This is a genomic window from Shewanella sp. POL2 (genome assembly GCF_000282755.1).
GTDB classification, from domain to species: domain Bacteria; phylum Pseudomonadota; class Gammaproteobacteria; order Enterobacterales; family Shewanellaceae; genus Shewanella; species Shewanella xiamenensis.
The window spans coordinates 21,844-46,583 of the sequence record NZ_AKZL01000008.1; the positions used below are offsets into that span (position 1 = coordinate 21,844).

Genomic DNA, 24,740 nt, shown 5'->3' on the forward strand with positions numbered 1-24,740 from the left:
ATGATCCAAGGAATAAACGATGTTTGAGTTTAATTTTGAGCGAGATATGGCTTCACTGCGTGAAGAATATGCTAGAGATGCAAAAATCAATATTCAACAAGTCTGGCAGAATGAAACCGCAGCTGTCATTGCTAACACACTTGCTAGTGAAGTGAGTTTTGATAATGCAATGTTTGTCGACAATAAGCCAATGAGAGTGTCGGATCAACAAATACGCCAATTACCGATTGAAGCTCAAAAAGATTTACAGCAAAAAATATTACACAATGCTGCAAATGGGATTGGTTTTTTATATGGAAGTCATCTCGTAGGAGGCTTAGATGGAAAGCCTTCACCGGAATTACTTACATCGCTACATCGTTTTATTAACAGCCCTGACATGTTTAAATTTATTCAAACGATTACGGGTATTGAAGGTATTTGTTATGCCTCACTGCAGGCGAGTCGTTATATTCAAGGGAATTTCTTAACAAGACATAATGATGTTGTGGAAAGTGAGGGCCGTAAAGTTGCTTTTGTTTTTGGCTTTACTCCAGAATGGCATCCTGATTGGGGAGGGCTGCTGCAGTTTTATACTCCTAAAGGTGTGCTGACTGATACCTGGGTGCCAACCTTTAATAATTTGGCATTATTCGATGTCCACCATCCTCACTCTGTTTCATTTGTCGCGCCGTTTGCAAAGCGCCCACGCTTTTCTGTAACAGGATGGTTTCGAACGATTGCGCCCAGTAAATAGGAAGCTTCTGACACATGCCGCGATTAGCGTCAAAGACGTTTTAATGGTAGATTATCGCGGATTTTTGCATATTAATGAGTTCTTATTTGCTATTCGTTATTTCTTAGCTTATCCGTTCTCAAGATTAGTTATAATAAGCTTTTGATTTTGCAATGTTGATGTAATAAGGAATGACAATAGGTCAGTATTTAAATGCCGAAGGTAAGTGCTTTCGGTATTATTTTTGTCACTTTGACGGTAATTAAATGGAGTTTTAGATGAAAAAGATTGTTATTGCTGCGGCAATTATTGCAGCGGGGGCGGGTGCTTATTGGTACACTCAACACGGAAGTAGCTCGAGTGCTTCAGCCAATCCTTTGCTAGATTATATTCCAGCCGATACCCCTGTGTTTACTGGCCAGTTAAAGCCGTTTCCACTGAAAAACTACCTGCAATCGATTTCTAGCAATTACCAGCAATATTCAACTGATTCCTTAGCTCAGTTAGGCGATTTGGATAGCCCAATGGCTAAGTTTTTTGTGAGTATTTACAAGCAATATATGGATGGAATGAAAGATCCTACCGCATTGCTTAAGACTTTCGGTTTACCGAATGAGATCAAGCCTTATTTTTATACCTTAGGCGTAGTGCCTGTTCTTAAAACAGATATTAATCAAATTGATGCATTCTGGGCTTTGCTGGATAAAGCCGAACAAGAAAGTGGTTATACCCACGAAAAGCGTACTTTAGCAGGGATTGACTACCGTGCTTATTCGTTTGCCGAAGAAGGCTCAACTGATAAAGCTGACCTATTATTTGCCCATAAAGATGGCATTTTAACGGTCACATTCTCGGCTTCCTCTATCGAGCCTGAAGTATTGGAAATGGCTTTAGGATTGAAGAAACCCGCCCAATCTTTAGCCGCATCTGGCATGTTGCAAGAGATCATTAAAACCCATGGTTTTATGGACGATAGCATCAGCTTTATCAACCATGTTGAGATTGTTAAAGCGATAACCTCTCAAGATGGCAATATGTTAGCTAAACAGCTCACCAAGTTCTTAGCAGAAGAAGGCCAAGGTGAAGATCCGTTAGCGCAAATCCGTACACCAGAATGTCGCACTGAGTTAACCGCGATTGCGGCTAACTGGCCGCGCACAGTGGGAGGTTTAACCGCATTCACGTCGACTGAAAAAGAAAGCCATATGGCGGCTTCTTTTGTGATTGAAAGCAAAAACCAAGCAATTTTAACGGCATTACAAAAAATGCGCGGCTTTATTCCTGCCCATTTAGCGGATATTAACAGCACTATTTTCTCGATGGGCCTTGGGATTGATGTTAATGAAGTAGCGCCTTCGCTCACCGCGATTTGGGATGATCTACAAAAGCCACAGTTGACCTGCGCGCCTCTGGCCGAGCTACAGGCTGAATTAAGCCAGCAAAGCCCTGCGATGTTGGGTATGTTTACCGGCATGGCTAATGGTGTTAAAGGCCTGAGTGTATCATTACTCGACTATAAGATGAGTTCACAGGATCAAGAGCCTAAACTCGAAAGTTTAGATGCCTTAATCAGTTTAACCGCTGATAATCCTTCAATGTTATTCAACATGGTTAAGCCTTTTGCCCCAATGTTGGCTGAACTGCAAGTCGCGGATAATGGTGAACCCACTGATTTATCTCCACTATTAATGTTGCCGCCAGAACTTAATATCAAACCGATGTTGGCGATTAAGGGACAACACTTAGTGGTTTACTCTGGCGATAAAGGTTTAGCGTTAGCCAATAAACTGGCGAGCGAAAAACCATCAGCCAATGGCCTTTACAGCATGTCAGCCGACTACGGTAAGATGTTTACCCCAGTGCTGACGCTGTTAGAAATGACTGGTGAACCAGTGCCTGAAGAGCTGCAAGCATTGAAAGACTATAATATGCGCGTACAAATGAGCTTTGATGTGAATAAACAAGGTCTGGTTTTTGGCTCTGTGATGAACTCAAAGGCAAGCGATAAGAAATAAACTTATCACTCCACCGCATTTTAAAGCCAGCAAATTGCTGGCTTTTTACTAATGAGATTGGGCTAATTTGGTTTGTCGACCGTTAGTTGGATCTACGGCTTTGGGTTTGGCTGATTTAACTAAACTCACGAGTCCTTGCCATTCAATATCATTGTTTTGTGGTAACCAAATATCGGGCTCAGTGCCTTTTCCCGACAGCAACTCGCCTTTAGCATCATAGGTGAGAGAGCTACTAAATCGAATCTCTAAGTCACTATTTGGCAAGGTAAATTGATATTGTCTGGCAAAATCCCCAGAGGTTTTTTCGCCGATTAAATTCACTCTCGACCATGCTTTAGTCCGGTAGGCGATCCACTCGCATTCTTGCTTACACAAGGGACTGACAAGCAGTGCAAGACGATTATTGCCTTCGGTGAGGACTTCAGGTTTGGTGCGAACAAACCAAGGACTAAATCGGCTTTTATCGATAGTTGGTAGCCGCCGTGTCAACACGTTAAGTCGCGCAGGGCTGAGTTCAAGTTCATCAAGCGGTTTAAAATTCAACGGTTTTAAATAATCGTTTCTAAGCTCTGGCGAGCGTCGATAATGGGCAAATCCCATGATTTTTTCGACCGCTGAATGAGGTGATATGTCCATGGTGGGCATATCCTGATAACGCGAGAGCATGGTCAGTAACTTAGGACTAAATCCCTTCGCTTGCCTGAGATCGACAATCAGTAATGGTTGCTCCATACCTTTACGTAACTCTTCTTGTTGTATTTTATCGAGTTCAAAAGCATAGAGGTCATCTATTTTGAGTCGAGCCGTGGTTGGATTTATCTGTTCTAGTGAATAGTCAGGTTTTGAGACCGTAGCCGGCCCTAAGTCATCAAGTTGAGTGAGTAGGCGTTCAAAGCTTATCTCTGTGTCGTCTTCAATCGGTTTAACTATCGTTTTAGAAGGGGGAGGCAGAGCAATAGTGACCTGCGTTGTCTGCAAATCATCATTTATCAAACTAATAATCACATAAGGTTTGATGCTTAAGCCTAAGTCTTCCCGCAGTAGGTTGAGTCGTTTAAGCCAAATCAGCTGCATTTCTTGGCTATTTTTTGCAGGCTCTGACAGATAGGCTTGGCTGGCTGAAATCCACTTACTTAAGGGGATGCCATCAATATGGGTGATAAAAGGATACTCGGTACTAATAGGATTATTTTTATGGTCTAAGGCAAGCCATTGTTCGTTGACGGGTCTCAGTGTTAAGGGTAAGTCGGCGCTACTATTGTCAACCTTCGCAACTTGAGCACCTGGATCTTTTAAGGCGTTAAGCAGTTTTGTAAGCTCAGCTGCGAACCGTTCTGTAGGAACAAGATCTTGGTATTGCTCAGTCATCAGTCCAGCAAGTCGTTCGAGTTGGTTGTCATTATGTTGTGGATCCAACGCATAAAATGCGGAGTGTTGTTCAATTTGATTGAGCAGAATATAGAGATCTTGGCGAATATCTTTTGTCGTTAACGTGGGTTGTTCTTTTTCAGGAATAGCAAAAAACGCGAGCCTGATAAGGCTCGCGCAAATAATCATGCTCAGCAAAGTTATTACCGTTCGATAGCTAAAACTCATATTCCTCCATGACGACCCTTACTGCTAAAAAGGTGTGCGACTATCGATGTAAATGCCGCTGTTGGCAATAAAAATCATCATAAAGCTCCCTTATATTGCTCGCACTTGAGCAATTTAGCAGCAGTTTGTTTGTGTCAGCATAGAATTATGGCTGTTTTTTGTGCTGTGTCACGTCCTAGAGAATATCGTTGAGTGATACACCGATCCCAATACGTTGATTATGATGGTTATAGTCGATCAGGCTTTCACCGTAGCCATTAAAGTATTGAGTATAAAGGCGTAAGTTACCTATGATGGGATAGCTCCAAGTGATCTCTGCTGAACCTCGGTCAATATCTTTAAAGTTAGTTTTAACGGTGAGTGTGAATCTATGCTCATCAATCCCATACACGCCAACAAATTCAGCATTGCCAATATACTCATCAATATTGGGATTATCATCGCCACGGGCTTGGTGGATGTCTGTTTTTTCATCCTCAGGAATGCGCCACCACACCTTAGTTGAAAACGCCAGTGGGCCAGCATCAAAGATCATCGTGCCATAGATGCGGTTCCAACTACGGGATAATAAACCTGCTTTACCATTAGATTGGTGGACAGCGCCCAATCCCCAAAACGAGTTTGTCACACCGCCAATTTTCCAATCATTATTGAATAGCATAAAGATTTCGGGTTCGTGGTTTGTTTCACGAAAGGGTGAAGATATTTCCTTATTGTATACCTGCCAATAGGATTGATTAGTATAGGCAAAAAATAGGTGACCATTATCACCAAAGACATTGTACCAAATTGGAAACTTAAAGCTTATCTGAAACTTAGCTTCCATCTCATCGAGTTCATAGTTTGTTCCGGCGGCCTCCCCTGCATAGGGTTTCATATTCGGATCGGGATTATAGGTCGCGGGTAAAATGTAATTGACTTTATGCGGCGTTATTACAAATGGACGCTCTGAAGTCGCTAATTCATCCTTAACGCGATCTTTGATTAAAGATTCCTCTGCCTGTAACCCTGCACAAGTTAGCAGTCCGATTAATGCGATACCTTGATAAAATGTGGACATCGACTCTCCTTGATGTGTCTGTTTGCTTTATCTTTATTTACCGAGCTTAACATTAGTCTGTGGATCTTTTGTGAGAAATACTGTCATTTGTACTACTTAACTTGAGTGAAACTGCATCTTTTCTTATGCGTTAACGCGCTGACTGAGTAGATTTTTTAGCAATAACATAGTGCTGTTATGTGAGGTGATGCAAGTTTAGGTTGCATTCATATTCACCCTGCTATCATGTTTTATTTAGTTATTTCAAATGATTAACTTATTTTAGCCAGTATGGTGCTTTTGCCAACCTCGTTTATAGTTAACTGGCTTAATTCAAATTCGGTTGTTATTTCTTTTTGATATAACAATTAATGATTTTATATTTATTATGGAATATAACTGGCGCTATATTGCTACACATTGATCTCATATCGGGGAATGTGATGGAAATTTTATCTTTACCAGGCCAAAGCGCTAAGGGCAAAGTCTGGCTGGTTGGTGCGGGCCCCGGCGATGTGGAGTTATTAACCCTTAAAGCGTGGCGCATTCTAAAGTCTGCCGATGCGGTGTTATACGATGCGCTCGTCAGCCAAGATATCCTCGATTTGATCCCTAAAGATGCTGAAAAAATTGCCGTCGGTAAGCGTGCAGGCAAGCATAGCGCGGCGCAAGATGAAATTAATCAGTTACTGGTGACGAAAGCCTATACCCGTAAAAACGTGGTACGCCTCAAGGGCGGCGATCCGTTTATTTTTGGTCGCGGTGGTGAAGAGTTACAAACCTTAGTCGAAGCGGGCGTCGAATTTGAAGTGGTTCCCGGGATTACCGCCGCCAGCGGCACTTCGGCCTATGCGGGCATTCCATTAACCCATAGGGATTACGCCCAAGGGGTAACGTTCATCACTGGCCATTGTCAGTTAGAAAACCGTCCGATGGATTGGCAGGGTTATGCTAATCCCAACAATACCTTAGTTGTATATATGGGGATTTTAAACGCGGGCATTATCCGTCAAGGGTTAATCAACGCAGGTCGTAGCCCAGAGACACCAGTGGCCATCGTCTCGAAGGCGACCACTCAGTCGCAGCAACGTTTTATTGGGCAATTAGATTCACTCGAACAACTTGCTGCTGATCCGCAGTTGCAAATGCCCGCATTAATGATTATTGGCGAAGTGGTGGGGTTGTCCGAAACCTTAAATTGGTTTCAGCCCAAGGGCGAAGGCCTGCTGCCGCTTGACGCTTTAAATACGACCAAAGTTGCAGCAAAAATTTAGTTAAATCAGAACATTTTTTAGAAATAGTTAAGTTAAATCCAGCTGCCTGTCGCAGCCCATTTTAGGTAAACGGAGAAGAGTATGGCCGGGCGTGAATTAAGCCACTTACAACAACTGGAAGCCGAAAGCATTCAGATCATTCGGGAAGTCGCAGCCGAATTCGATAATCCAGTCATGTTGTATTCCATCGGAAAAGATTCTTCGGTGATGTTACATCTTGCGCGTAAAGCTTTTTATCCCGGCAAGATCCCATTCCCCTTGCTGCATGTGGATACGGGCTGGAAATTCAAAGAGATGATCGCCTTTCGTGATGCGCAGGCGAAAAAATTTGGCTTTGAATTATTAACTCATACTAACCCAGAAGGCGTTGCCCAAGGGATTAACCCCTTCGACCATGGCAGTGCCAAGCACACTGACATCATGAAAACCCAAGGCTTAAAACAAGCATTAAACCAATATAGTTTTGATGCCGCTTTTGGTGGCGCCCGTCGTGATGAGGAAAAATCCCGCGCGAAGGAACGGGTGTATTCGTTCCGCGATCGCCACCATCGATGGGACCCTAAGAATCAGCGCCCCGAACTGTGGCGCACCTATAACGGCGCGGTGAACAAGGGCGAAAGTATTCGTGTCTTCCCATTATCGAATTGGACTGAACTCGATATTTGGCAATATATCTATCAAGAAAACATTGAGTTAGTGCCCCTGTATTTTGCGGCTGAGCGCCCTGTGGTTGAGCGTGGTGGTCAGTTGATTATGGCGGACGATGAGCGCATGAAGCTCGAAGAAGGTGAAACCATTAAGCATGAGGTGGTGCGTTTTAGAACCTTAGGTTGCTATCCATTGACGGCGGCAATGCATTCGCAGGCGGACAATCTCGAAAAAATCATCGAAGAAATGCTGCTAACTCGCTCGAGCGAACGCCAAGGGCGGTTAATTGACTCGGACCAGAGTGCATCGATGGAGCAGAAGAAACGCCAAGGTTATTTCTAAACTAAGGCATTTCGAGCGAAGGTTCAGAGACAGATTAAACCGATTTCGTGAATGTCCCGATGAAGGCTTTTTTGAGCAATCAAGTACCAGCGACTTCACGAACAGTTGAGCAAGATAAGAGTGAGATAAAGATGGATAAAGCGGTCAATAAAACTAATCGTATGGCGGCAGAAATCAGCCAGCATGGAGTAAAAGAATATCTAGCCCAGCAACAACATAAAGGTTTGTTGCGCTTTTTAACCTGCGGCAGCGTCGACGATGGCAAGAGCACCTTAATTGGCCGTTTACTGCATGACAGTGCGCAGATCTATGAAGATCAATTAGCTAGCTTAAAAAATGATAGCGCTAAGATGGGGACAACGGGCGAAGCAATCGACTTAGCTTTGCTGGTGGATGGTCTGCAAGCTGAGCGTGAGCAGGGCATCACTATCGATGTGGCTTATCGTTATTTTTCAAGCGATAAGCGTAAGTTCATTATCGCCGACACCCCAGGCCATGAGCAGTACACCCGTAATATGGCGACTGGCGCCTCAACCTGTGACTTAGCGGTGATTTTAGTCGATGCGCGTTACGGCGTGCAGACCCAAACCAAGCGTCATGCCTTTATTGCCTCTTTGCTGGGTATTCGCCACTTTGTGGTCGCGGTCAATAAGATGGATTTACTCGGGTTTGATGAGCAAGTGTTCAATCGTATCCGTAATGATTTCAGTGAGTTCGTTAAAGGCTTTGGTGAGTTAGATATCCACTTTGTGCCCTTATCAGCACTCAATGGCGACAACGTGGTCGAGCCAAGTTTACATACCCCTTGGTATCAGGGTGGTACATTACTGGAATTGTTGGAAACCATTGATACCCAACGTGAACTGAGTGCCTTACCCGTGCGCTTCCCGGTGCAATACGTGTCGCGTCCAAATCTGGATTTTCGTGGTTTTGCCGGTACTTTAGCCTCTGGTGTCATCAAGGTGGGTGATGAAGTGGTAGCGTTGCCTTCGGGTAAACGCAGCAAGGTTGAGCGTATCGTGACCTTCGATGGCGATTTGGCCGAGGCAACTGCGGGGCAAGCCGTCACTCTCACCTTAGAAGATGAAATCGATATTTCCCGTGGTGATTTACTGGCTCTGCCAGAAAGTGCGCCACAGGTTGCCAACCAAATCGTGGCTGACCTCGTGTGGATGGATGAAAAACCACTACAACTCGGCCAGTTATATGACATCAAGGTTGCGGGTAAAAAGACTCAAGCCTCAGTCTCGACCATAGAATATGTGGTTGATGTGAACACACTTGCGCGCAGCAGCGCCGACACACTAGGGCTTAATGCCATCGCTCGCGTGACCTTAGAGCTGACCGAAGATATCGTTTTCGATGCCTATTCTCTGGTACGTGATACTGGCGGCATGATCCTGATTGACCGTTTATCCAATGCAACAGTAGCGGCGGTGATGGTGGTATCGGGTCAACATGTGAGCAAGCAAGTGTCTTCACAATTTAGTGCCTTTGAAATTGAGTTTAATGCGCTCGTACGTAAACACTTCCCGCACTGGCAAGCGATTGATATTTCAAAGCTTGGAGCCTAATTTGTGAGTGACTTGTGGCTATTGGCGATAGTGTTGTTTGGGTTGTTGGCTGGCTTAATTGCTGGCCGCATAAACCCTGCGGTGTTGTTTTTATTTGCTTTTTTAATATGTTACCTCCTAGGTATGGTAACGCTCGACGCAGCGCTCACAAGCTTTACTAATACGGGATTAGTCACATTAGTGTTATTGGTGCTTGCGGCGACAGCGCTGGAAAAGACTTCATTGCTGGGAAAGTTAAGCCAAGTGATTGGTAATAGCTCGTTGGCGATGACAATGGCAAAGTTGGGATTTTCCACGGCTCTGCTGTCATCATTTACCAATAACACTGCGGTTGTGGCATCTTTGATTGGGGTAGTGCGCCGTAATCAGGCCCATGCGCCCGCTAAGTTATTACTGCCGCTTAACTATGCGACGATTCTTGGGGGAACGCTCACACTGATTGGTACCTCCACTAACCTTATCGTTAATTCGTTTGTGGAGAATGCGGGCTTACCTGCGCTGGGTTTCTTTGAGTTTACCCCTGTTGCAGCGTTGATTGTACTGTTAGGCATTCCGCTACTGATTATGCTGGCTAATACCTTGCCCGACAGACGCGATGAAACGACAGAAGAAGCACTGCCCTATTTACTTGAGGCCCATGTCGCTAAAGGCTCGTCTTTAGTCGGTCGCAGTGTGGTGGACAACAAGCTCAGAGCCCTAAAAAAGCTTTATTTAGTGGAGCTTGAGCGAAGCGGTATTTGTATTTGCCCGGTTCCACCACAGTTAGTATTGCAAGCGGACGATGTGCTGCGGTTCAGTGGCGCGGTGGAGTCGGTGGAGCTGTTGCATCAATTCGATGGCCTCGATTGGTTTGGTAAGCACCAGGCAAAGGGACAAAACCTAGTCGAAGCGGTATTGGCCCCTTCGTCGAGCCTAGTGGGTAGCAGCTTAAAGGAATCTCGCTTTCGCGAACAGTTTGATGCGGCGGTTATGGCGATTCGCCGTGGCCATCATCCGTTAAAGGGCGGCTTGGGCGATATCGTATTGCAGCCGGGCGATGTGTTACTGCTGACGCCGGGGGATGGTTTTAGCACCAATGCTAAGCTGAGTACCGAATTTGCCGCCGTCAGCGGACTCGATTTGAATGTGCGTTTAGACACTAAACGCAGTCGTATCGTGTTAGCCGGATTTGTGTTGACGATTGGCCTGAGTCTGGCGGAGATTTTACCCTTGGCAAAAGGATTGGTGCTATTGCTGCTCAGCTACTTTGCCATTGGCGCCGTAACCTTATCTGAACTTAAGCGCCGTTTCCCGCTCGAGTTAGTCGTGATTGTGGGCAGCGCTTTGGGGTTGGCGAACCTGATGATGATCACAGGTCTTGCTGAGGGACTCGCTCAAGGCTTACTCGGCGCAATCAATGGTTACGGGGTGTTTGGGGCGTTTGTGGGGGTTTATTTAGTTACCTTGTTGTTGACTGAACTGGTCACCAATAACGCCGCCGCGGCCTTGGCTTTTCCTATTGCCTATGCGGTGGCGCTGAATTATGGCGTCGATCCAAGGCCCTTTATTATGGCTGTGGTGTTTGGGGCTAGCGCTAGCTTTATTTCGCCCTATGGTTATCAAACCAACTTGATGGTGTTTAATGCGGGTAACTATCGTTTTAGTGATTTTGTACGGTTAGGGCTGCCCTTATCCCTACTGTATTCGCTGATTGTGATTTTTATGGTGCCGATCATCTTTCCGTTTTAACGATGCCTTTAGTCGTTGGTCTATTAAAGGTTTGAGGAGTTTTTATGAGCAATATAGTGTGGCATCAACATAGTGTCGACCAAGCAGCCAGAGCCAAACTTAAGGGGCAGAATCCGGTATTGCTTTGGTTTACCGGGCTTTCTGGCGCAGGTAAGTCGACCCTAGCAGGTGCGCTTGAGCGTGCATTATTTGAAGCGGGCTTTCACACCTATCTGCTCGATGGCGATAATGTGCGCCACGGTCTATGTAAAGATTTGGGTTTTAGCGTGGCCGACAGGGATGAAAACCTACGCCGTGTTGGCGAGGTAGCAAAACTTATGGTGGATGCGGGCTTGGTGGTGTTATCAGCTTTTATCTCTCCCACCCGAGAAGAGCGCGATAGCATACGTGCAAGATTCCCCGCTGGACAATTTATCGAAGTGCATGTATCGACGCCACTTAGCGTATGTGAAGCGCGTGATCCCAAGGGATTGTACGTTAAAGCACGCAAGGGCGAAATCGCACATTTTACTGGGATTTCATCACCCTATGAGGCCCCGCTCTCCGCTGAGTTGACGATTGATACCAGCAAAGGGGATTTAGCATCTCAAGTTCGGGCTTTGATTGATTATTTAACCGCAATCGATGTTATTAGCCCAAATCGCCTCACTGCGCTGGCATAGAAGCAGTCTATAACAGCTTGTTATTCAATCTTAAAGTCCTTGGCAAATAGGGCTTGAAGGGCTTTAAGGTATTCTTGGTCCTGTTTAGGAAGCACAAGCTGCGCTAGTTCATCGCCAATAGGTGTTAATCGATAATAACTAAAGAGCAAATTACCGCTCTTAGGGGTTAGCTTCATTTGAATACCGGGCATAGTGAGTTGGATGGGGGTTTTACTATTGAGTAAACCCGTTTCAAACTCACTGCTGTGGAGTATCCCCGCATCAACTAGGGTAAGAATACTGGAGTAGGGCAGACCAAATTGCGAGAGACCTAGGGTGATGTTGGTATGCTTGCGAAAATATTGGCCAATCCCGCCCGTGAGCCGATAGCCGCTAATGAGTTTTAAGCGCTGCTCATTATTCACTTTTGCTGCCATGCCTAGGGCTTTTTCGAGGATTTGCGCTTCTCTGTGCGTTAATTGCTTAAGTAGCGCTAAGGTGCGCAGGCTAAAGTTTCCTGGGTTGATGATTTCACTAGAGAGAATACGTGCCCATAGGTCCTGCATTTTTCGATTATGGATTTGCTCCGCCATCAGAAAAAATTGATGACTCCAGTCGGGATCGAGATCCACCCCCGTCATATCGGAAGAGGTATAACTTAAGGCGAGGGCGAAAATTGTTTCAACATTTGCCTGATACTGGCTGGCGAGTTTACGTTGCCGATGCTGGGCGCGTTCGGCAATCGAGGCATTGGCTGGACGATATTCTTCCTCACTGGCGAGACCGAGTTGACGGCCAAGTAAAAGGGCTTTTTTACGGGCAGAGACCTCCGCAGCGGGAGCTGCTTCATCTGCAAGCATTAAAATATCCGAATCCTTCATGCCTTAATCCTGTATCACTTGTCTGCTAATTTACATGGCAAATTAGGGAGAATACCCGCTCTGCCAAAAGTGTCCAGCTTAGTCGATTGTTAGCTTTAAGTCTCCGAGTTGGTTTGCTTTTATTCACGCCTGCTAGACTAGGGCTGGAATTGCTGATTTTGTAACATTTTGATCCTCAGAGTGGTGATTTTTATTTTTGTGAGCAAGCTAGAATTACCGAATATCGAGGGATGGTTTGGCGCTAAGCCCGTGATCTATTTCATGTAAATAGATGACTAAATCACCTAGTATGCAATATCGTAATAGGCAGTTTGCTTTTTGCGTGGAAAACCTAAATATCGCTAGCGGACTCGCTATCCATAGAAGCGCATTGTTTATCTTGTGGTTACCTTCTGGATTGCGAGGCATTGAGTATCATATTGATTGGTATATTTAGGTCAACATAAGGCCGCCGTACTTGTTTTTCTTCTGGCCGCTTTTTCTTATTTTTGTTGAGATAATAGAGGCTTAAGTGAAAAAAATTCTGATCATCTTCTCCAGTGTTCATGGTCAAACTCGTAAGATCACGAATCAGTTAGCCCAGCAACTCAAAGAGTTAGGTAATTCGGTGGTGATTGCTGATATAAAAGCCGTCCCCGCGATGGAGTCCTTCGATAAGATCATCATTGGCGCTAGTATTCGTCACGGAAAACATAATCCTGCGCTGTATGAATTTATTCAGAAACATCAGCAAATCCTGACACAAAAAGTCGGTGGATTTTTCTCTGTGAGTTTAGTTGCCCGTAAACCTGAAAAAAATACCCCTGAGACCAATCCCTATATGCAGGCGTTTTTAACTAAAACGACTTGGCGTCCTCAGTTGTTGCAAGTGTTTGGCGGTAATTTGAATTATCAGGGTTATAATGCATTTGATAGGAATATCATACGTTTTATCATGTGGTTAACTAAGGGGCCCACGGATCCTGTTACTAATGTTGAATACACTGACTGGCAAAAAGTGCATGAGTTTGGATTACAAATCCACCAAGCCTAAGCGGGCGGTTGAGGCTAACGTTGATTATCGAGGATAAACCTATATGTCGAACAAATTAACCTTGATATTCGATTTTTTGTTGGCGCGTTTGCATGTTTGGCTGGTGTTGTCCGCAAGTCTACTCATCTGCACTAGTCCGTGGATTTTTATCGGTCGAAGCCTGCGTGCTAATGCTAGCATTTGGGATTATCTGCATGTTTACCTAGGATTTGTGTGTGCTGCGTTAGGGATTTTATTTTTGTTACGTAATAGCCTCCAAGGCAAATGGCACCAGTATTTTGCCTGGCTGGTGGGCGATTGGGAACAATTGGTGCAGGATATTAAAGGCCTTTTTAAAGGCAAGCTCCCCGTAGCCGGTGGCAAAGGCTTGTTTAGTTGTATCGAAGGGATTGGCATGATACTGCTGGTCGCGACAGGATTAACTGGCGTTGTATGGTTTATTTACCAAGGAACACCACTGGCAATGACTTGGCGTGGTTATCATCAAATTTGTGCCGATGCTTTTATTGGCTTTTTAGTACTGCATATCATATTGGCCGCAACGCATATTATTGAATTTATTAGGCAATAACTTCTGCTACTGCTGAGCGTTAGGTCCAACCTGAGTGAGTTTATCTTGCTCTAACTTACTGAAGGGACTGACTAGTATCGATTCATTTTTGATTGAGACTTGTCAGTCCGCTAAAGCATCCATTCGCAAAAAACAGAAGCTTATATTGTTACCTTAAACGCTTTTGACGGCCAAGAGCGACGGCAGCGGCAAAGGCTAAGAATAACCAGTTTAGGCTACCACCAGAACTTTTAGGTGCCTGTGCATCTTTTTCAACGGCAAGATAGTTAATTAAGCCAATCAGTTCGTCTAAGGTTCTGATGCTGCTTAAGTTAACTGCATATTTGTCATTAACAATAAAGGCTGGCACGCTTTCAACGCGGAATTGGTTTTGCTGGGCACGCCAAAGGGCTAGCTTTTCATCTGTGCTTTTACTGTCGGCAAGTTTGTCGTACTTCGCCGCGTCTATACCGAACTTAGCAAAGACTTGTTTTATGTCGTCACGGCTATTGATTTGCGATTCGTGCTTATGTCCAGGGGCGCTGTGGTCGTGACCATTAGCGCCTTCCTCTCCTTGGATCGCGGCGAACATGGCATGGGTTAAAGCATCTTTATTATCTAGCTCTTGGATGACGGCCAGCGAACGCATGACTTCAGTCCCTAAAGCACTATTCATAAAGTCGACATGCTTAGTATCAAATGCAATGCCCTTGTTTAAGTTAGCTTTGATATCAGGCAGATAATTGGTTTCCATATTGAAGCAATTATGGCAATAGAAGGAGAAAAACTCGGTAAGTTTAGGCTCACTACTCGGCGCTTTATCAGAAATTTGAGTGTAGTGAGTGCCTTCCACAAAGTTTGCGGCCAAACTGCTGAATGGTGCAACGATTAAGGCGACGGCCAAGGCGATTGGTTTGATCATAGAACCCTCAAAGTCGGTTAGATTGAATCCAGTACATTAAGTGCGATGCGTTGTGCCTAATGGTTATGGATAAGCTGATTCAATCTTGAAATTACGCTTGTGTTATACCAGCGTGAAGATGGTTTTAGGTTAGTTTGAAATGCTTAATTATCGCTGAATTAGTGCGCCGATATTGAACTAAATCTGTGATCCCGTGGGAGTTTAGACCTAGAAGTTTGCAAGACTGCAAAGGGGATCACAGATATATCAACATACGCTAAGCAATATCCCGCAGGGATTGCCAAGCCTCGCAGACTTCGCGAAAGCGGGCAGCATCACCCTCGGGTCTATCAGGATGCCATTTGAGGGCTAAACGACGCCATTGTTTGCGGATATCTCTAGGGGTTGCACTTTCATCTAACTCAAAAACTCTTAGGGCATGTCCTTTGTGCATTAAATTTACATTGAGGCCAATGTAGCTCTTATAACTGCTCCAGAAAGCCTCTAATAATTCCCTCACCACGTTTTCGCTGGTGTCGTAGTTATTCCAGTCAAGATAATATTCTCGCAGGGAAGTCTCTTCCATTATCAATAAGTTAACATTTGATGGCACGAGGCGGAAAATCTGGATTTCCATTGCTTTAACTTGTAACCATTGCTTAGGAAGAAGCATTTCTTGCAGTTCGAACAGGGCATTCATCAGTAGAAAGTTACGCTTAAATAAATCATTACCCGGGTTTTCATCTAAAGGATGGATAAGCCCTCTGCTCTGTAATTCGGTGGCGAGGTGATGGATTTTCCAACTTTGATTGGAAGCTTGTAACACCGATAGCACTGGCCAGATTAACGGATTATCCCCCTTAGTGGTCGAAAGCCTTGCCGATTGAGCTTCTGCACTGAGTGAAGGTTTTGCGAGTAGCATACTGACAGTCCCATCCTAAGTTGTTATCAAGCGAGTGTGGCGATTAAACTGAGTGTACATCTATCCATAAGATTTTTAAGGCTTTTACCTTAAATTTGCCGCTAATTACAGCGTGCTAGATGTACACTATGCCACAGTGCAAAGTGTAGGCAAAGATGGATTTTAGAGCAATTTGCCTCAAGGTCGCTTAGGCTTTGCTGGCGGGAATGGTGTTAATTTTTTTACGATGAGTGATGGGACGAGGTCGAAAGTACCCTTGTTCACTTATGCAAAACAAGGGTACTTACGGTTAGCTTAGGCGTCAGGATTTAGATTTCAGTAAAGATAACTTCTTGTGCTAAACGTGACTTAGGTAATTTAGCATTAAAGTCTTCTTCAGAGCGATAACCAAGGGCTACAATCACAGAAGCGCACAGACCTTTTTCTCGTAAGCCTAAGACTTGATTAAGTTTAGTCGCATCGAAACCTTCGATCGGGCAAGCATCAATATCGAGCACACTGGCACCTAACATTAGGGTGCCGAGTGCTAAATAGACTTGTTTTTCCATCCAATGCTGGGCGTCTTTTAGCTCAAATTTATGCATATTGGCAAAGAAAGAGCGACCATTATGTTGGCCTTGTTTGGCTTCTTCATTGGCAAAACGGCCATCTTTCGCCTCTTGCTCTAGCACTTGCAGTAAATGGGCTTCATCGAGTTGAGTACGGGTACACAGTACTACCACATGGGAAGCATTGAGAATTTTTTGGGTATTAAAGGCGTAGTTCTCAGTCGCTTGGGCGATCAACGCTTTGCCTTCTGCCGTACTGGCAAGCACAAAGTGCCAAGGCTGTGAGTTGGTTGATGATGGGCTGAACTGTAATAAGGTCTTGATGTCGGCAATCTTGTCGGCAGGAATTGTCTTGGTTGGATCAAAGGCCTTAGTGGTGTAACGCTTTTTAGCGAGAAAACTTAAATCACTCATGTAACGGCTCCAAATCATCTAGGAATACAAAATCAACCTCAGCATTTTAAGCAGGTTTAGGCAAAAAACAATGTGATCAAAACAGCTATAAGTTTCAAAATATTTTTGAAACTGACGGTTGGTTCAGCCACCGAAAACGCTTAGGGCACCAATACGCCCTAGGTATTAAGTGAGGATATTTAGCGGTCAAAATAAACAATCTATTCGCGATCGAATCTAATGTGATGTGTTTCTATTTTATTGTTTATATGTGCTTTTTATCTTTTGTTAGCCGTTAGCTGTGCACAATATCATTGTGAATGCATGATGTAGATCAATGATACTTGATAACAACGTTGTCTCTCATGTCGCTAACGCTATTCCTTTGCTACATTTTGTTATGAAGCTTTAGTGACGGTTTCATTTGTTGGGAGGACGTGTGACAAGATTACTTATGTTGTTTATTACCTTCAGTTTATTACCCGTATCCTCTGGCTATGGAAAAGATCTGAAATTTGCTGTTGTGCCGAAATTTTATAGTGTTTTTTTTGATCAAAGTAAAACGGGCTGTATAGATGCCGCCGCTGAAATAAAAGGTGTGGAATGTGTATATCGAGGGCCAGAATCAAGCAGTGTTAGATTGCAAGACGAGGTCATAAACCAACTGATTGATGAAGGTATCGATGGGATTGCTGTCGCGGTTACGCAATCTAAGTATCTTTTTGAAAATAGCTTAAAAAGAGCTAAAGAAGCCGGTATTCCAATTGTCACCTATGATTCAGATTTTGATGCTTCCATCAACCAAGACCCCAAGAATTTTCGCTCAGCCTATATCGGTACAGACAATTTCGAATTGGGTAAATCATTAGGTGAACAATTAAAAAAATTACGGCCTAATGGTGGGACGCTTATCATGCAATCTGGGCGCCCTGATTCTCCCAATTTGAATTTAAGACTGATGGGGGTTCGCTCTGCGTTGTCGGGAAAAAAATACGATATTCCTCCAGGGAAATTACTTAATAACGAGCAGGGCTGGACAGAAGTGAGAGAACCTTTGTTTAATTTTGACCAACTTAGTCAAGCGGTTAAGCAGATGGAGTCTGTTATGAAAGGCAAGCCAGTGAAAGCAGACTCATTTATTGCTGTTGGTGGTTGGGCTCAAAATGATGCAGCGCTTTACCGTGAGATGATTGCCCCATACCAAGGAAAAATTAGCAACAAGGAGGTCGTCGTTATTATTACTGATACCTCTCCAGAGCAATTAATGATGTTGAAGGATAATCTTGCGCATATCAATATCGGTCAAAATCCCTATGAAATGGGCAGGCAGGCAATTTTGACGCTTTATAAAATTGTCACAAAACAAAAGTATCAAGAAATAATCTATACACCGGTGACATTTTGCTCTCCACAGAACTTCAATACCTGTGAAAAGCGTACAGGAATGTAATGTTAATGAGCCTCTATTACTTAGGGGGACTCTGCAAGAACTGAGCGATTACTGCGAACATCTCGAAAAGCGACGACGGCACTTTGCTGCAAGCTGCCAGCACTTTCACTGCAATTGACAACGGCTTATATCACTTCAAAGCCCCATCCTGAACACATCCCAAGCACTATGGGCCCATTTACCTCGTCTGAAATGCTCGATTTTTTAAGGAATTAGCGTAATTTTTTGCCTTAGATGCTGTCCCCGCGATTGTTGATGGTTCCTATTTAAACCATTTTAACTCGGACAAGTTGTAGGCAAACATAAAGTACATTATGTTATTGATTTAAAATGGGTGGCCAGATTTAACCTTTACGTCTGGTTCTAAAACCCAAGTAAAAGACGGGGATATAGAAAAAGCTTACTTTAGATTACCTAAAGGAAGTGAGTTGTTGGGTATTATGCATACGCACCCCATTGGCAAACAAAATTCAAGCACTATGTCTCCAGCTGATATGAATACGGCGGAAGAGGGGTTTGAATTTAATAACAATCAGCCTATTAAAGTGTGGCTTGTCGCACCGGAAAGAAGCTCTATTCAGGTATATAACCCTGCAACTAGAGCTATCTCTATTGTTGGTAATTCATTTGAAGTCTTTAGTCCTCCCATTCATCGTTGGACTAGACCTGAAGCTTGCAGAACATGCTGGCAACGCGACCCTACAGGCAGTAATACAAAACAAAAAAGGAATTAAAATGCATATGTTTAAGCTAATTGTAACTTTTATGTTGTTTTTTGCATCAAAGCCAGTGTTTGCAGAAAAAGAAGTTTTAAATGATTGGTTGGTCATACCAAATGGTGATGCATTAACTCCTGATGAAAGGATGTGTTTTCAACTTTCGTCAATAAAGTGGCATACCATGAAAGTAAACGGCGAACTACAGGTGATGAAAAATATCACCGAAAGTTCTCTGCCGAACGATGTTTTGAATCTTATACAAAATCAAAATCTAGAAGGTGAATATGAATATTATCCTATTGATAAGGGCGCTTTGTTAAGTGTTGATAATGGTGAATTTGGCGGCAGCTTATGGTGGTTGACTAATGGAAGCAGTGTAAAGATTTTTAAATATGCAGTAAGAAGCATTACCGAGCTTAATGGTGAGCTATTCGGCATTTATGGGAGTGCCCATTTTAAATTTGAAGTTGGTAAATTAGTAAAACTATCTTATAAAGAGGGTGATTGGAAGGTTGAGGATATTTTGAGCTTGAGCGATGAACCTTTATTACTTAGAAGAGATGAGGGTGAATTGTTATTACTGACACAATCAAGATTATATAAAAAGACAGCCAAAGGGAATTATGAGCTATTATTCGATAATGGTACTTGGGGAAGTTTTTCTCCAAACTCAATTAGCTTAATTAAAGATAGTGCTTACATAGGAGTTTCAAATGCAGTAGTGCGGCTAAATTTTAAAGAGTCAATGAGCGAAGAAACGTGGTTTACCAAAAATTCAGATTGCTTAAAAAAATAGACAAGCGTTATATGAAATAATGAGGACAGGCATATTTTTTGTGTTTTTCAGCCCCATTTCCATAGGGCTTTTTCTTGCCTGAAACTGGGCAATGTAACCAGCAGCTTGGGCAGTCGTGACCAGTAGAAGTGGGTAGCCTTTAACAGCCGTGTACGAAATTGGGAGCAGCGCCACTAATTGGTGGTGCTGTCACAATTGATCGCTTCTGCTGTCCATGAGTGATCACTTCTACTGTTTTGAACCGCTCAGTCTGCTGCGAGTTTTGACCAAATAAATCATTCTTGCAAAGAAAAGGGATAGCTTGTTCATCGGTTTTGATACTAACTTTAAATAATTGCCTTACAAATATTAATCCGAAATCAACGAATTAGAGTAAAAAAAATCTAACAAAGTTTTGTCCCTTTGCTTTTTACGTACATATCGTAAATGGGGAGTTAAAATTGGCATTGGGGCACCAGTGACCGTTGGCGACATGGATGTCGCCGTCGAGCCTATAGGGATATATTCACGGCGTGTCACTGGGGAAACAATGACAATAAACTCCATAAATAGATAAAAAGATTAATCGCTTTTGTCTCAAAGCATGCTGCATGTCATCGAACAAATACCATTGTTCACCTTTCAATGTTGTATAAGTCTTTATTACCTCAGCACTTTACTTAAAAAGCTTTGGGTTCTGGCTTCTTTAGGGCGGGTGAATAATTCCTCGGGGATATTGGACTCCACTACATAGCCGCCATCCATAAAGATGACTCTGTCGGAAACATCGCGTGCAAAGCCCATTTCGTGGGTCACAATTACCATGGTCATGCCTTTTTGCGCTAAGTCCTTCATCACATCCAGTACATCGCCGACCATTTCGGGGTCGAGTGCTGAGGTGGGCTCGTCGAATAGCATGAGATCCGGCTCCATCGCCAGTGCGCGGGCAATGGCAACCCTTTGCTTTTGGCCACCCGAGAGACTCGAAGGATAGGCATTGGCTTTATCCTGCAACCCCACTTGAGTAAGCAGCGCCAGCGCCTTGTTATCGGCTTCGGCTTGGGTCATTAACTTTAGGCTCACTGGCGCTAAGGTAATGTTTTGCAATACGGTTTTATGGGGGAATAGGTTGAAGTTTTGGAACACCATGCCCACTTTTTGCCGCAATTTATCGACACAGGCATCCTTGGCGGTAATGGATTGCCCTTCGATTTCAATATCCCCTTGGGTGGGTTTTTCTAACAGGTTGATGCAACGTAAAAAGGTGCTTTTACCGCTGCCGCTGGGGCCGATCACACTCACCACTTCGCCTTGGCGAATATGTTCGTTGATGCCCTTAAGGACCGCATTGTCGCCGTAACTTTTGTGTAGGTTGGTTATGTTAATCACTTTGCTTCAACCTCTTTTCGAATTTCGACAGCATAAATGTGAAGCTGTAGGTCAGGAACAGGTAAATCAGCGCACAGGTAAAGAGTGGGATACTGTCTTCAAAGGTACGACTACGGATAATCTCGCCCGCCCGCATTAAATCCACACCGCCAATAAAGCCAATTACGGCGGTTTCTTTGAGTAGCACGATAAACTCATTGCCTAACGCGGGCAGAATATTCTTAATCGCCTGCGGCAGAATAATCAGTTTCATGGTCATGGCTTGCGATAGTCCAAGCGAGCGTGCTGCTTCGGTTTGACCTTTATCGACGGCTTGGATCCCTGCGCGAATAATCTCAGAGATATAAGCGCCACTGTTTAAACCAAAGGCGATAATGGCGGCAGTAATTTTATCGACATCGAATGCGGCCAGCACGATGAAGTAAAGGATCACTAACTGCACCACCACAGGCGTGCCGCGGATTACGCCAACATAAAGTTCGGCGGGAAAGCGGATATACCACTTAGATGACATCTTCATCAGTGTGGTGCCCACGCCTAATACTGCGCCTAATAACATGGCGAAGAAGGTCACAATCAAGGTGACTTTTAAGCCGTTTAAGATCAGCAGTATGCCTATCATGCCGTCGTCGCCAATGGGACTAAACAGCGAAGTATTAATTGCTTCTAACATAGGGATCACTTGATATGGGCTGAAACGAGCGTCTGATATTGGCCGCTTTCTTTCAAGTTTTTCAGCGTGTTATTAATGCTAGTGAGGAGTTCAGGCTGCTGCTTTGACACCGCAAAGCCATAAAACTCAGCGGGGAAATCCAGCTTGATCAGTTTGAGATCGGGGTTTTTCGCCAGATAGTTCGCCGCAGGCTCGCTATCGAATAGCACTAAGTCGACTTTACCATTCTTCAGCTCCATGATGGCTTCGAAGCCTGTGTTAAAGGCGGTGACATTTTGGGTGTATTTTTTAGACATCATATCGGCTGTTGAGCCGAGCTGCACCGCAAAGTGTTTGTCTTTAATGTCATCAAGGGTATGAATTGTATCGTTATCTTTATTGACGAGTAGCACTTGAGTGGCTTCGTAATAGGGCTCCGAAAAGTTAACGCTGGCCTGGCGCTCTGGCGTGATGGTCATACCCGAGGCAATAAAATCAATCTTGCCTGAGTTTAGCGCCACGATCAGTGAATCGAATTTCATGTTTTCGACTTTGAGCGTTTTGCCAGCATCTTTAGCGATTTGTTTGGCAAGCTCAATGTCGAAGCCTTTGATTTCATCGCCACTTTGTCCGCCAACGTATTCAAAGGGCGGGAAGGCCGCATTGGTTCCTACCACTAAAACATCGTTGCTTTTCCCACATCCAGCTAACAACAAGGTGGCACTGAGGGCTAGGCCGCCTAATAACATGGATTTTTTCATTTAAGACTCTCTTTTGGATAACTAGCAATGTGGCGACTATAGGAGGATTGCGTGCCCATGTCAATAATTATGCTTTATTTGTGATTAAAAATTCATTGTTAGACTGGCAGTTTAAATAACGAACATCATGTTTATTATGATTGTGGTGTTTGATATCAATAGTTTTTTAAAAGGTTGTGAAATTGTTTAGGTGACCGTGAATAGCAATTTAGCACTTTAAAGTGATAGGGTGAGCTAATTTTTATTCACTTTAGTGAATAGGCTGGTTTTTTATGAACTATCTCAGATACAAATGATGCAAAATTGATTAAATTAAACTTAAATAATCTAATCGGCAGTTTTAAATCGCAATTGATGGAGCACTATGTGAAATACCAAATTTTGGCGCCTGTAGCATTGCTTTTAAGTTTAGCAACCTCTGTTTATGCAGAGGAATCAACCCAATGGCATTACACTATGGGCATTCATGATTTTATTGTCGAACAAGAAAATTCGCATACCTTTGGGGCCAATGGCAATATCATTATTGAACATACCACTGCATCGGATATTTATCTGTCTGCGGTGCTGGATATGTTTATCGATATTGATAGAGATAAGCTGGATCCTGACCATATTCCGATGTGGTTTAAATCGGAATATGCCGCGATTGGAGAGCTTTATCGTTTTTCCCCGCAGTTATCCTTAGGTTGGCAAGTGGATTTGCAGGGCAAGCGTAATACTGTGAGTTCAGTGGAGAAGCAGGCAAAGTTTTTTCCAGGACTAACAGCCAATTATCAAGGCCAACAAACCCAAGCCCAGCTTAAAGCTGGCGCGGGCTATTACTTTTTAGAAATCGATGATGATGTGCCCCGCACCCGAGGTTACGATAGAGGCGATTTTGGTAATAGTGACTTTGCTTACACTGTAATGGGTAGCGTTGGTGTTGATTTAACGCCCAAATTAAAAGTGAACTTAGCTGCGCAAACTTGGAACGATGGCGACCAATGGCTTGAAAATCAATATCGCTTCAGCATGAGTTACGATACTGATTACTGGGAGAAGGGGAGTCAGTGGTTACTATATGTGGAACACACTGAATACAATCTAGACCACTATGCCAAGGAGAGTGTGCATTCACCTAATTACTTGCCTATTCTGCCTTGGGATAACGATACCTTAGTGCGTTTTAGCTTAGTCGTACCTTGGTAGAAGGTTATTTTTGCGTTAAGTGCTTTTTAACTAACGCGATCATCGCCTGTGCCGCAAAGGACAATACTTGTTCTTTGCGCCAAAATAGCGATAACTCCCAGCGCAATTCGTCACTCGCCAGTGGAATATTGACCACCCCCGCCACACTATAACGCCGCGCGATCGAGCGCGGCAGTATCATCACGCCAGTTCCCGCTGCCACCAGTGCGATACCAAAGTCCGCTTGGCTAACACGGGTGATATTTTGAGGTGAGAATCCGGCTTGCTGACAGGCGTTGAGCACCAATTGATGCAGGGTGTATTCAGTCTCAAACATCACTTGTGGCTCATTGATTAAGTCATGGACTGAGAGTATTTCCCTGGTAGTGAGGGGATTTTCCTTGGGCAGCACTACCACCATAGGATCGTTAAACACTCGAATGCAGTCATAGCCATCATCAAGGTCGATTATGCCAGTGGCCAGTTCTATTTCGCCTTTTTGAATTGCCAGCGTTTGCTCAACGCCACCACGGACCAACAAGTGCATTTCGATTTGTGGGTACTGCTGGCGATACTTGGCAATAATAGGGGCAAAAATTTCAGCACTGCCGAGCGGCGCGAGACCGAGTTTTAATTCACCCGCAGTCAAACTGCGCTGGGCACTGAGTTCGGCCAGCATACGTTGGCGTCCGGCCAATAACTCCTTACCATGGCGATAAACCACTTCTCCAGCTTGGGTGAGTTTGACCTGAGTGCCACGTTTGCCGCGCTCGAGTAGTACCAAATCGAGTTCTTCCTCTAACTGGCGCAGCGCCTTGGAGAGGGCGGGTTGGGTGAGGTGAACTTTTTCGCTGGCCTTACCAAAACCGCCAGCATCGATGATCTCGATAAAATAGCGCAGCACTTTGAGATCCATTCTCGCCCCTATAATGCATTCTTAAAATTCATGGATTACATGCTTAATATTCATTTTTTTTATTTAATAGGCAAGCCTAAAATAATCCCATAGTAACTTTTGGTGTAA

23 protein-coding genes are annotated in these 24,740 nt (G+C 44.0%); 13 read left to right on the forward strand and 10 right to left on the reverse strand.

From position 1 onward, the window contains the following. The first annotated feature begins 19 nt into the window (after positions 1-19). Entirely contained in the window at positions 20-736 is a 717-nt protein-coding gene (locus tag SHEWPOL2_RS03300; RefSeq protein WP_037426092.1) for a 2OG-Fe(II) oxygenase family protein, read from the forward strand. Positions 737-993: 257 nt separating this feature from the next. Further along, positions 994-2,730 carry a hypothetical protein gene (locus tag SHEWPOL2_RS03305; protein ID WP_037426094.1) on the forward strand — a complete coding sequence of 579 codons (1,737 nt, stop codon included), beginning with the start codon at positions 994-996 and terminating at the stop codon, positions 2,728-2,730. 48 nt (positions 2,731-2,778) lie between these two features. Here SHEWPOL2_RS03305 and SHEWPOL2_RS03310 read toward each other — a convergent pair whose 3' ends face one another. Continuing rightward, a complete protein-coding gene (locus SHEWPOL2_RS03310) occupies positions 2,779-4,326 on the reverse strand; it encodes a S41 family peptidase (protein ID WP_037426097.1) in 1,548 nt (515 codons plus the stop codon). 175 nt (positions 4,327-4,501) lie between these two features. Next, positions 4,502-5,386 carry a phospholipase A gene (locus SHEWPOL2_RS03315; RefSeq protein ID WP_037426099.1) on the reverse strand — a complete coding sequence of 295 codons (885 nt, stop codon included), beginning with the start codon at positions 5,384-5,386 and terminating at the stop codon, positions 4,502-4,504. Between the two features lie 422 nt (positions 5,387-5,808). Here SHEWPOL2_RS03315 and cobA point away from each other — a divergent pair, with 422 nt between their 5' ends. The 5 genes from cobA (at position 5,809) to cysC (ending at position 11,593) form a co-directional block, all read left to right on the forward strand. Further along, on the forward strand, positions 5,809-6,639 hold the full coding sequence (gene cobA, locus SHEWPOL2_RS03320) for a uroporphyrinogen-III C-methyltransferase (protein WP_037426101.1): 831 nt from the start codon (positions 5,809-5,811) through the stop codon (positions 6,637-6,639). 81 nt (positions 6,640-6,720) lie between these two features. Next, entirely contained in the window at positions 6,721-7,629 is a 909-nt protein-coding gene (gene cysD, locus SHEWPOL2_RS03325; protein ID WP_037426103.1) for a sulfate adenylyltransferase subunit CysD, read from the forward strand. A 131-nt stretch (positions 7,630-7,760) separates the two neighbouring features. Beyond that, on the forward strand, positions 7,761-9,203 hold the full coding sequence (cysN, locus tag SHEWPOL2_RS03330; protein WP_037426105.1) for a sulfate adenylyltransferase subunit CysN: 1,443 nt from the start codon (positions 7,761-7,763) through the stop codon (positions 9,201-9,203). Between the two features lie 3 nt (positions 9,204-9,206). After that, entirely contained in the window at positions 9,207-10,931 is a 1,725-nt protein-coding gene (locus SHEWPOL2_RS03335; RefSeq protein ID WP_037426107.1) for an SLC13 family permease, read from the forward strand. Positions 10,932-10,975: 44 nt separating this feature from the next. After that, entirely contained in the window at positions 10,976-11,593 is a 618-nt protein-coding gene (gene cysC / locus SHEWPOL2_RS03340; protein ID WP_037421649.1) for an adenylyl-sulfate kinase, read from the forward strand. Positions 11,594-11,613: 20 nt separating this feature from the next. Here cysC and SHEWPOL2_RS03345 read toward each other — a convergent pair whose 3' ends face one another. Beyond that, complete coding sequence (locus SHEWPOL2_RS03345) at positions 11,614-12,453, reverse strand: TIGR03899 family protein (protein WP_037426109.1); 840 nt, start codon at positions 12,451-12,453, stop codon at positions 11,614-11,616. Between the two features lie 511 nt (positions 12,454-12,964). Between SHEWPOL2_RS03345 and hemG the strand changes: the two genes are divergently transcribed. Together hemG and SHEWPOL2_RS03355 are read left to right on the forward strand one after the other, a co-directional pair. Then, complete coding sequence (gene hemG / locus SHEWPOL2_RS03350; protein WP_037421655.1) at positions 12,965-13,486, forward strand: menaquinone-dependent protoporphyrinogen IX dehydrogenase; 522 nt, start codon at positions 12,965-12,967, stop codon at positions 13,484-13,486. Positions 13,487-13,529: 43 nt separating this feature from the next. Continuing rightward, a complete protein-coding gene (locus tag SHEWPOL2_RS03355) occupies positions 13,530-14,057 on the forward strand; it encodes a cytochrome b/b6 domain-containing protein (protein WP_037426111.1) in 528 nt (175 codons plus the stop codon). Between the two features lie 148 nt (positions 14,058-14,205). On the opposite strand, the gene SHEWPOL2_RS03360 is transcribed toward SHEWPOL2_RS03355, so the two are convergent. From SHEWPOL2_RS03360 to SHEWPOL2_RS03370, 3 genes are all read right to left on the reverse strand, one after another. Then, on the reverse strand, positions 14,206-14,958 hold the full coding sequence (locus tag SHEWPOL2_RS03360; protein WP_037421661.1) for a thiol:disulfide interchange protein DsbA/DsbL: 753 nt from the start codon (positions 14,956-14,958) through the stop codon (positions 14,206-14,208). A 256-nt stretch (positions 14,959-15,214) separates the two neighbouring features. Continuing rightward, positions 15,215-15,859 (reverse strand): DNA-J related domain-containing protein, encoded by a 645-nt coding sequence (locus SHEWPOL2_RS03365; RefSeq protein WP_037421664.1) that lies wholly within the window; start codon positions 15,857-15,859, stop codon positions 15,215-15,217. A 308-nt stretch (positions 15,860-16,167) separates the two neighbouring features. Next, entirely contained in the window at positions 16,168-16,821 is a 654-nt protein-coding gene (locus SHEWPOL2_RS03370) for an oxygen-insensitive NAD(P)H-dependent nitroreductase NfsB (protein ID WP_037426113.1), read from the reverse strand. A gap of 418 nt (positions 16,822-17,239) precedes the next feature. Between SHEWPOL2_RS03370 and SHEWPOL2_RS03375 the strand changes: the two genes are divergently transcribed. From SHEWPOL2_RS03375 to SHEWPOL2_RS03385, 3 genes are all read left to right on the forward strand, one after another. Continuing rightward, complete coding sequence (locus tag SHEWPOL2_RS03375; protein WP_037426116.1) at positions 17,240-18,250, forward strand: sugar-binding protein; 1,011 nt, start codon at positions 17,240-17,242, stop codon at positions 18,248-18,250. 428 nt (positions 18,251-18,678) lie between these two features. Beyond that, complete coding sequence (locus tag SHEWPOL2_RS03380; RefSeq protein ID WP_037426119.1) at positions 18,679-18,984, forward strand: hypothetical protein; 306 nt, start codon at positions 18,679-18,681, stop codon at positions 18,982-18,984. Position 18,985: 1 nt separating this feature from the next. Then, entirely contained in the window at positions 18,986-19,765 is a 780-nt protein-coding gene (locus SHEWPOL2_RS03385) for a hypothetical protein (RefSeq protein ID WP_037426121.1), read from the forward strand. A gap of 642 nt (positions 19,766-20,407) precedes the next feature. On the opposite strand, the gene SHEWPOL2_RS03390 is transcribed toward SHEWPOL2_RS03385, so the two are convergent. From SHEWPOL2_RS03390 to SHEWPOL2_RS03400, 3 genes are read right to left on the reverse strand one after another with little or no spacing between them, the layout of a single operon-like run. Beyond that, complete coding sequence (locus SHEWPOL2_RS03390; RefSeq protein ID WP_011625361.1) at positions 20,408-21,133, reverse strand: amino acid ABC transporter ATP-binding protein; 726 nt, start codon at positions 21,131-21,133, stop codon at positions 20,408-20,410. Then, complete coding sequence (locus SHEWPOL2_RS03395) at positions 21,126-21,806, reverse strand: amino acid ABC transporter permease (RefSeq protein ID WP_037414942.1); 681 nt, start codon at positions 21,804-21,806, stop codon at positions 21,126-21,128. Before SHEWPOL2_RS03395 ends, SHEWPOL2_RS03390 begins: the two co-directional genes overlap by 8 nt. Positions 21,807-21,811: 5 nt before the next feature. Continuing rightward, the gene (locus SHEWPOL2_RS03400) at positions 21,812-22,546 is read right to left on the reverse strand and encodes a basic amino acid ABC transporter substrate-binding protein (RefSeq protein ID WP_037414939.1); all 735 of its coding nucleotides are present in this window, start codon (positions 22,544-22,546) and stop codon (positions 21,812-21,814) included. 366 nt (positions 22,547-22,912) lie between these two features. On the opposite strand from SHEWPOL2_RS03400, the gene SHEWPOL2_RS03405 reads away from it, so the two are divergent. After that, complete coding sequence (locus tag SHEWPOL2_RS03405; RefSeq protein WP_037426173.1) at positions 22,913-23,737, forward strand: hypothetical protein; 825 nt, start codon at positions 22,913-22,915, stop codon at positions 23,735-23,737. A 4-nt stretch (positions 23,738-23,741) separates the two neighbouring features. Here SHEWPOL2_RS03405 and SHEWPOL2_RS03410 read toward each other — a convergent pair whose 3' ends face one another. Continuing rightward, on the reverse strand, positions 23,742-24,632 hold the full coding sequence (locus tag SHEWPOL2_RS03410) for a LysR family transcriptional regulator (RefSeq protein WP_037414936.1): 891 nt from the start codon (positions 24,630-24,632) through the stop codon (positions 23,742-23,744). Positions 24,633-24,740: the final 108 nt, after the last annotated feature.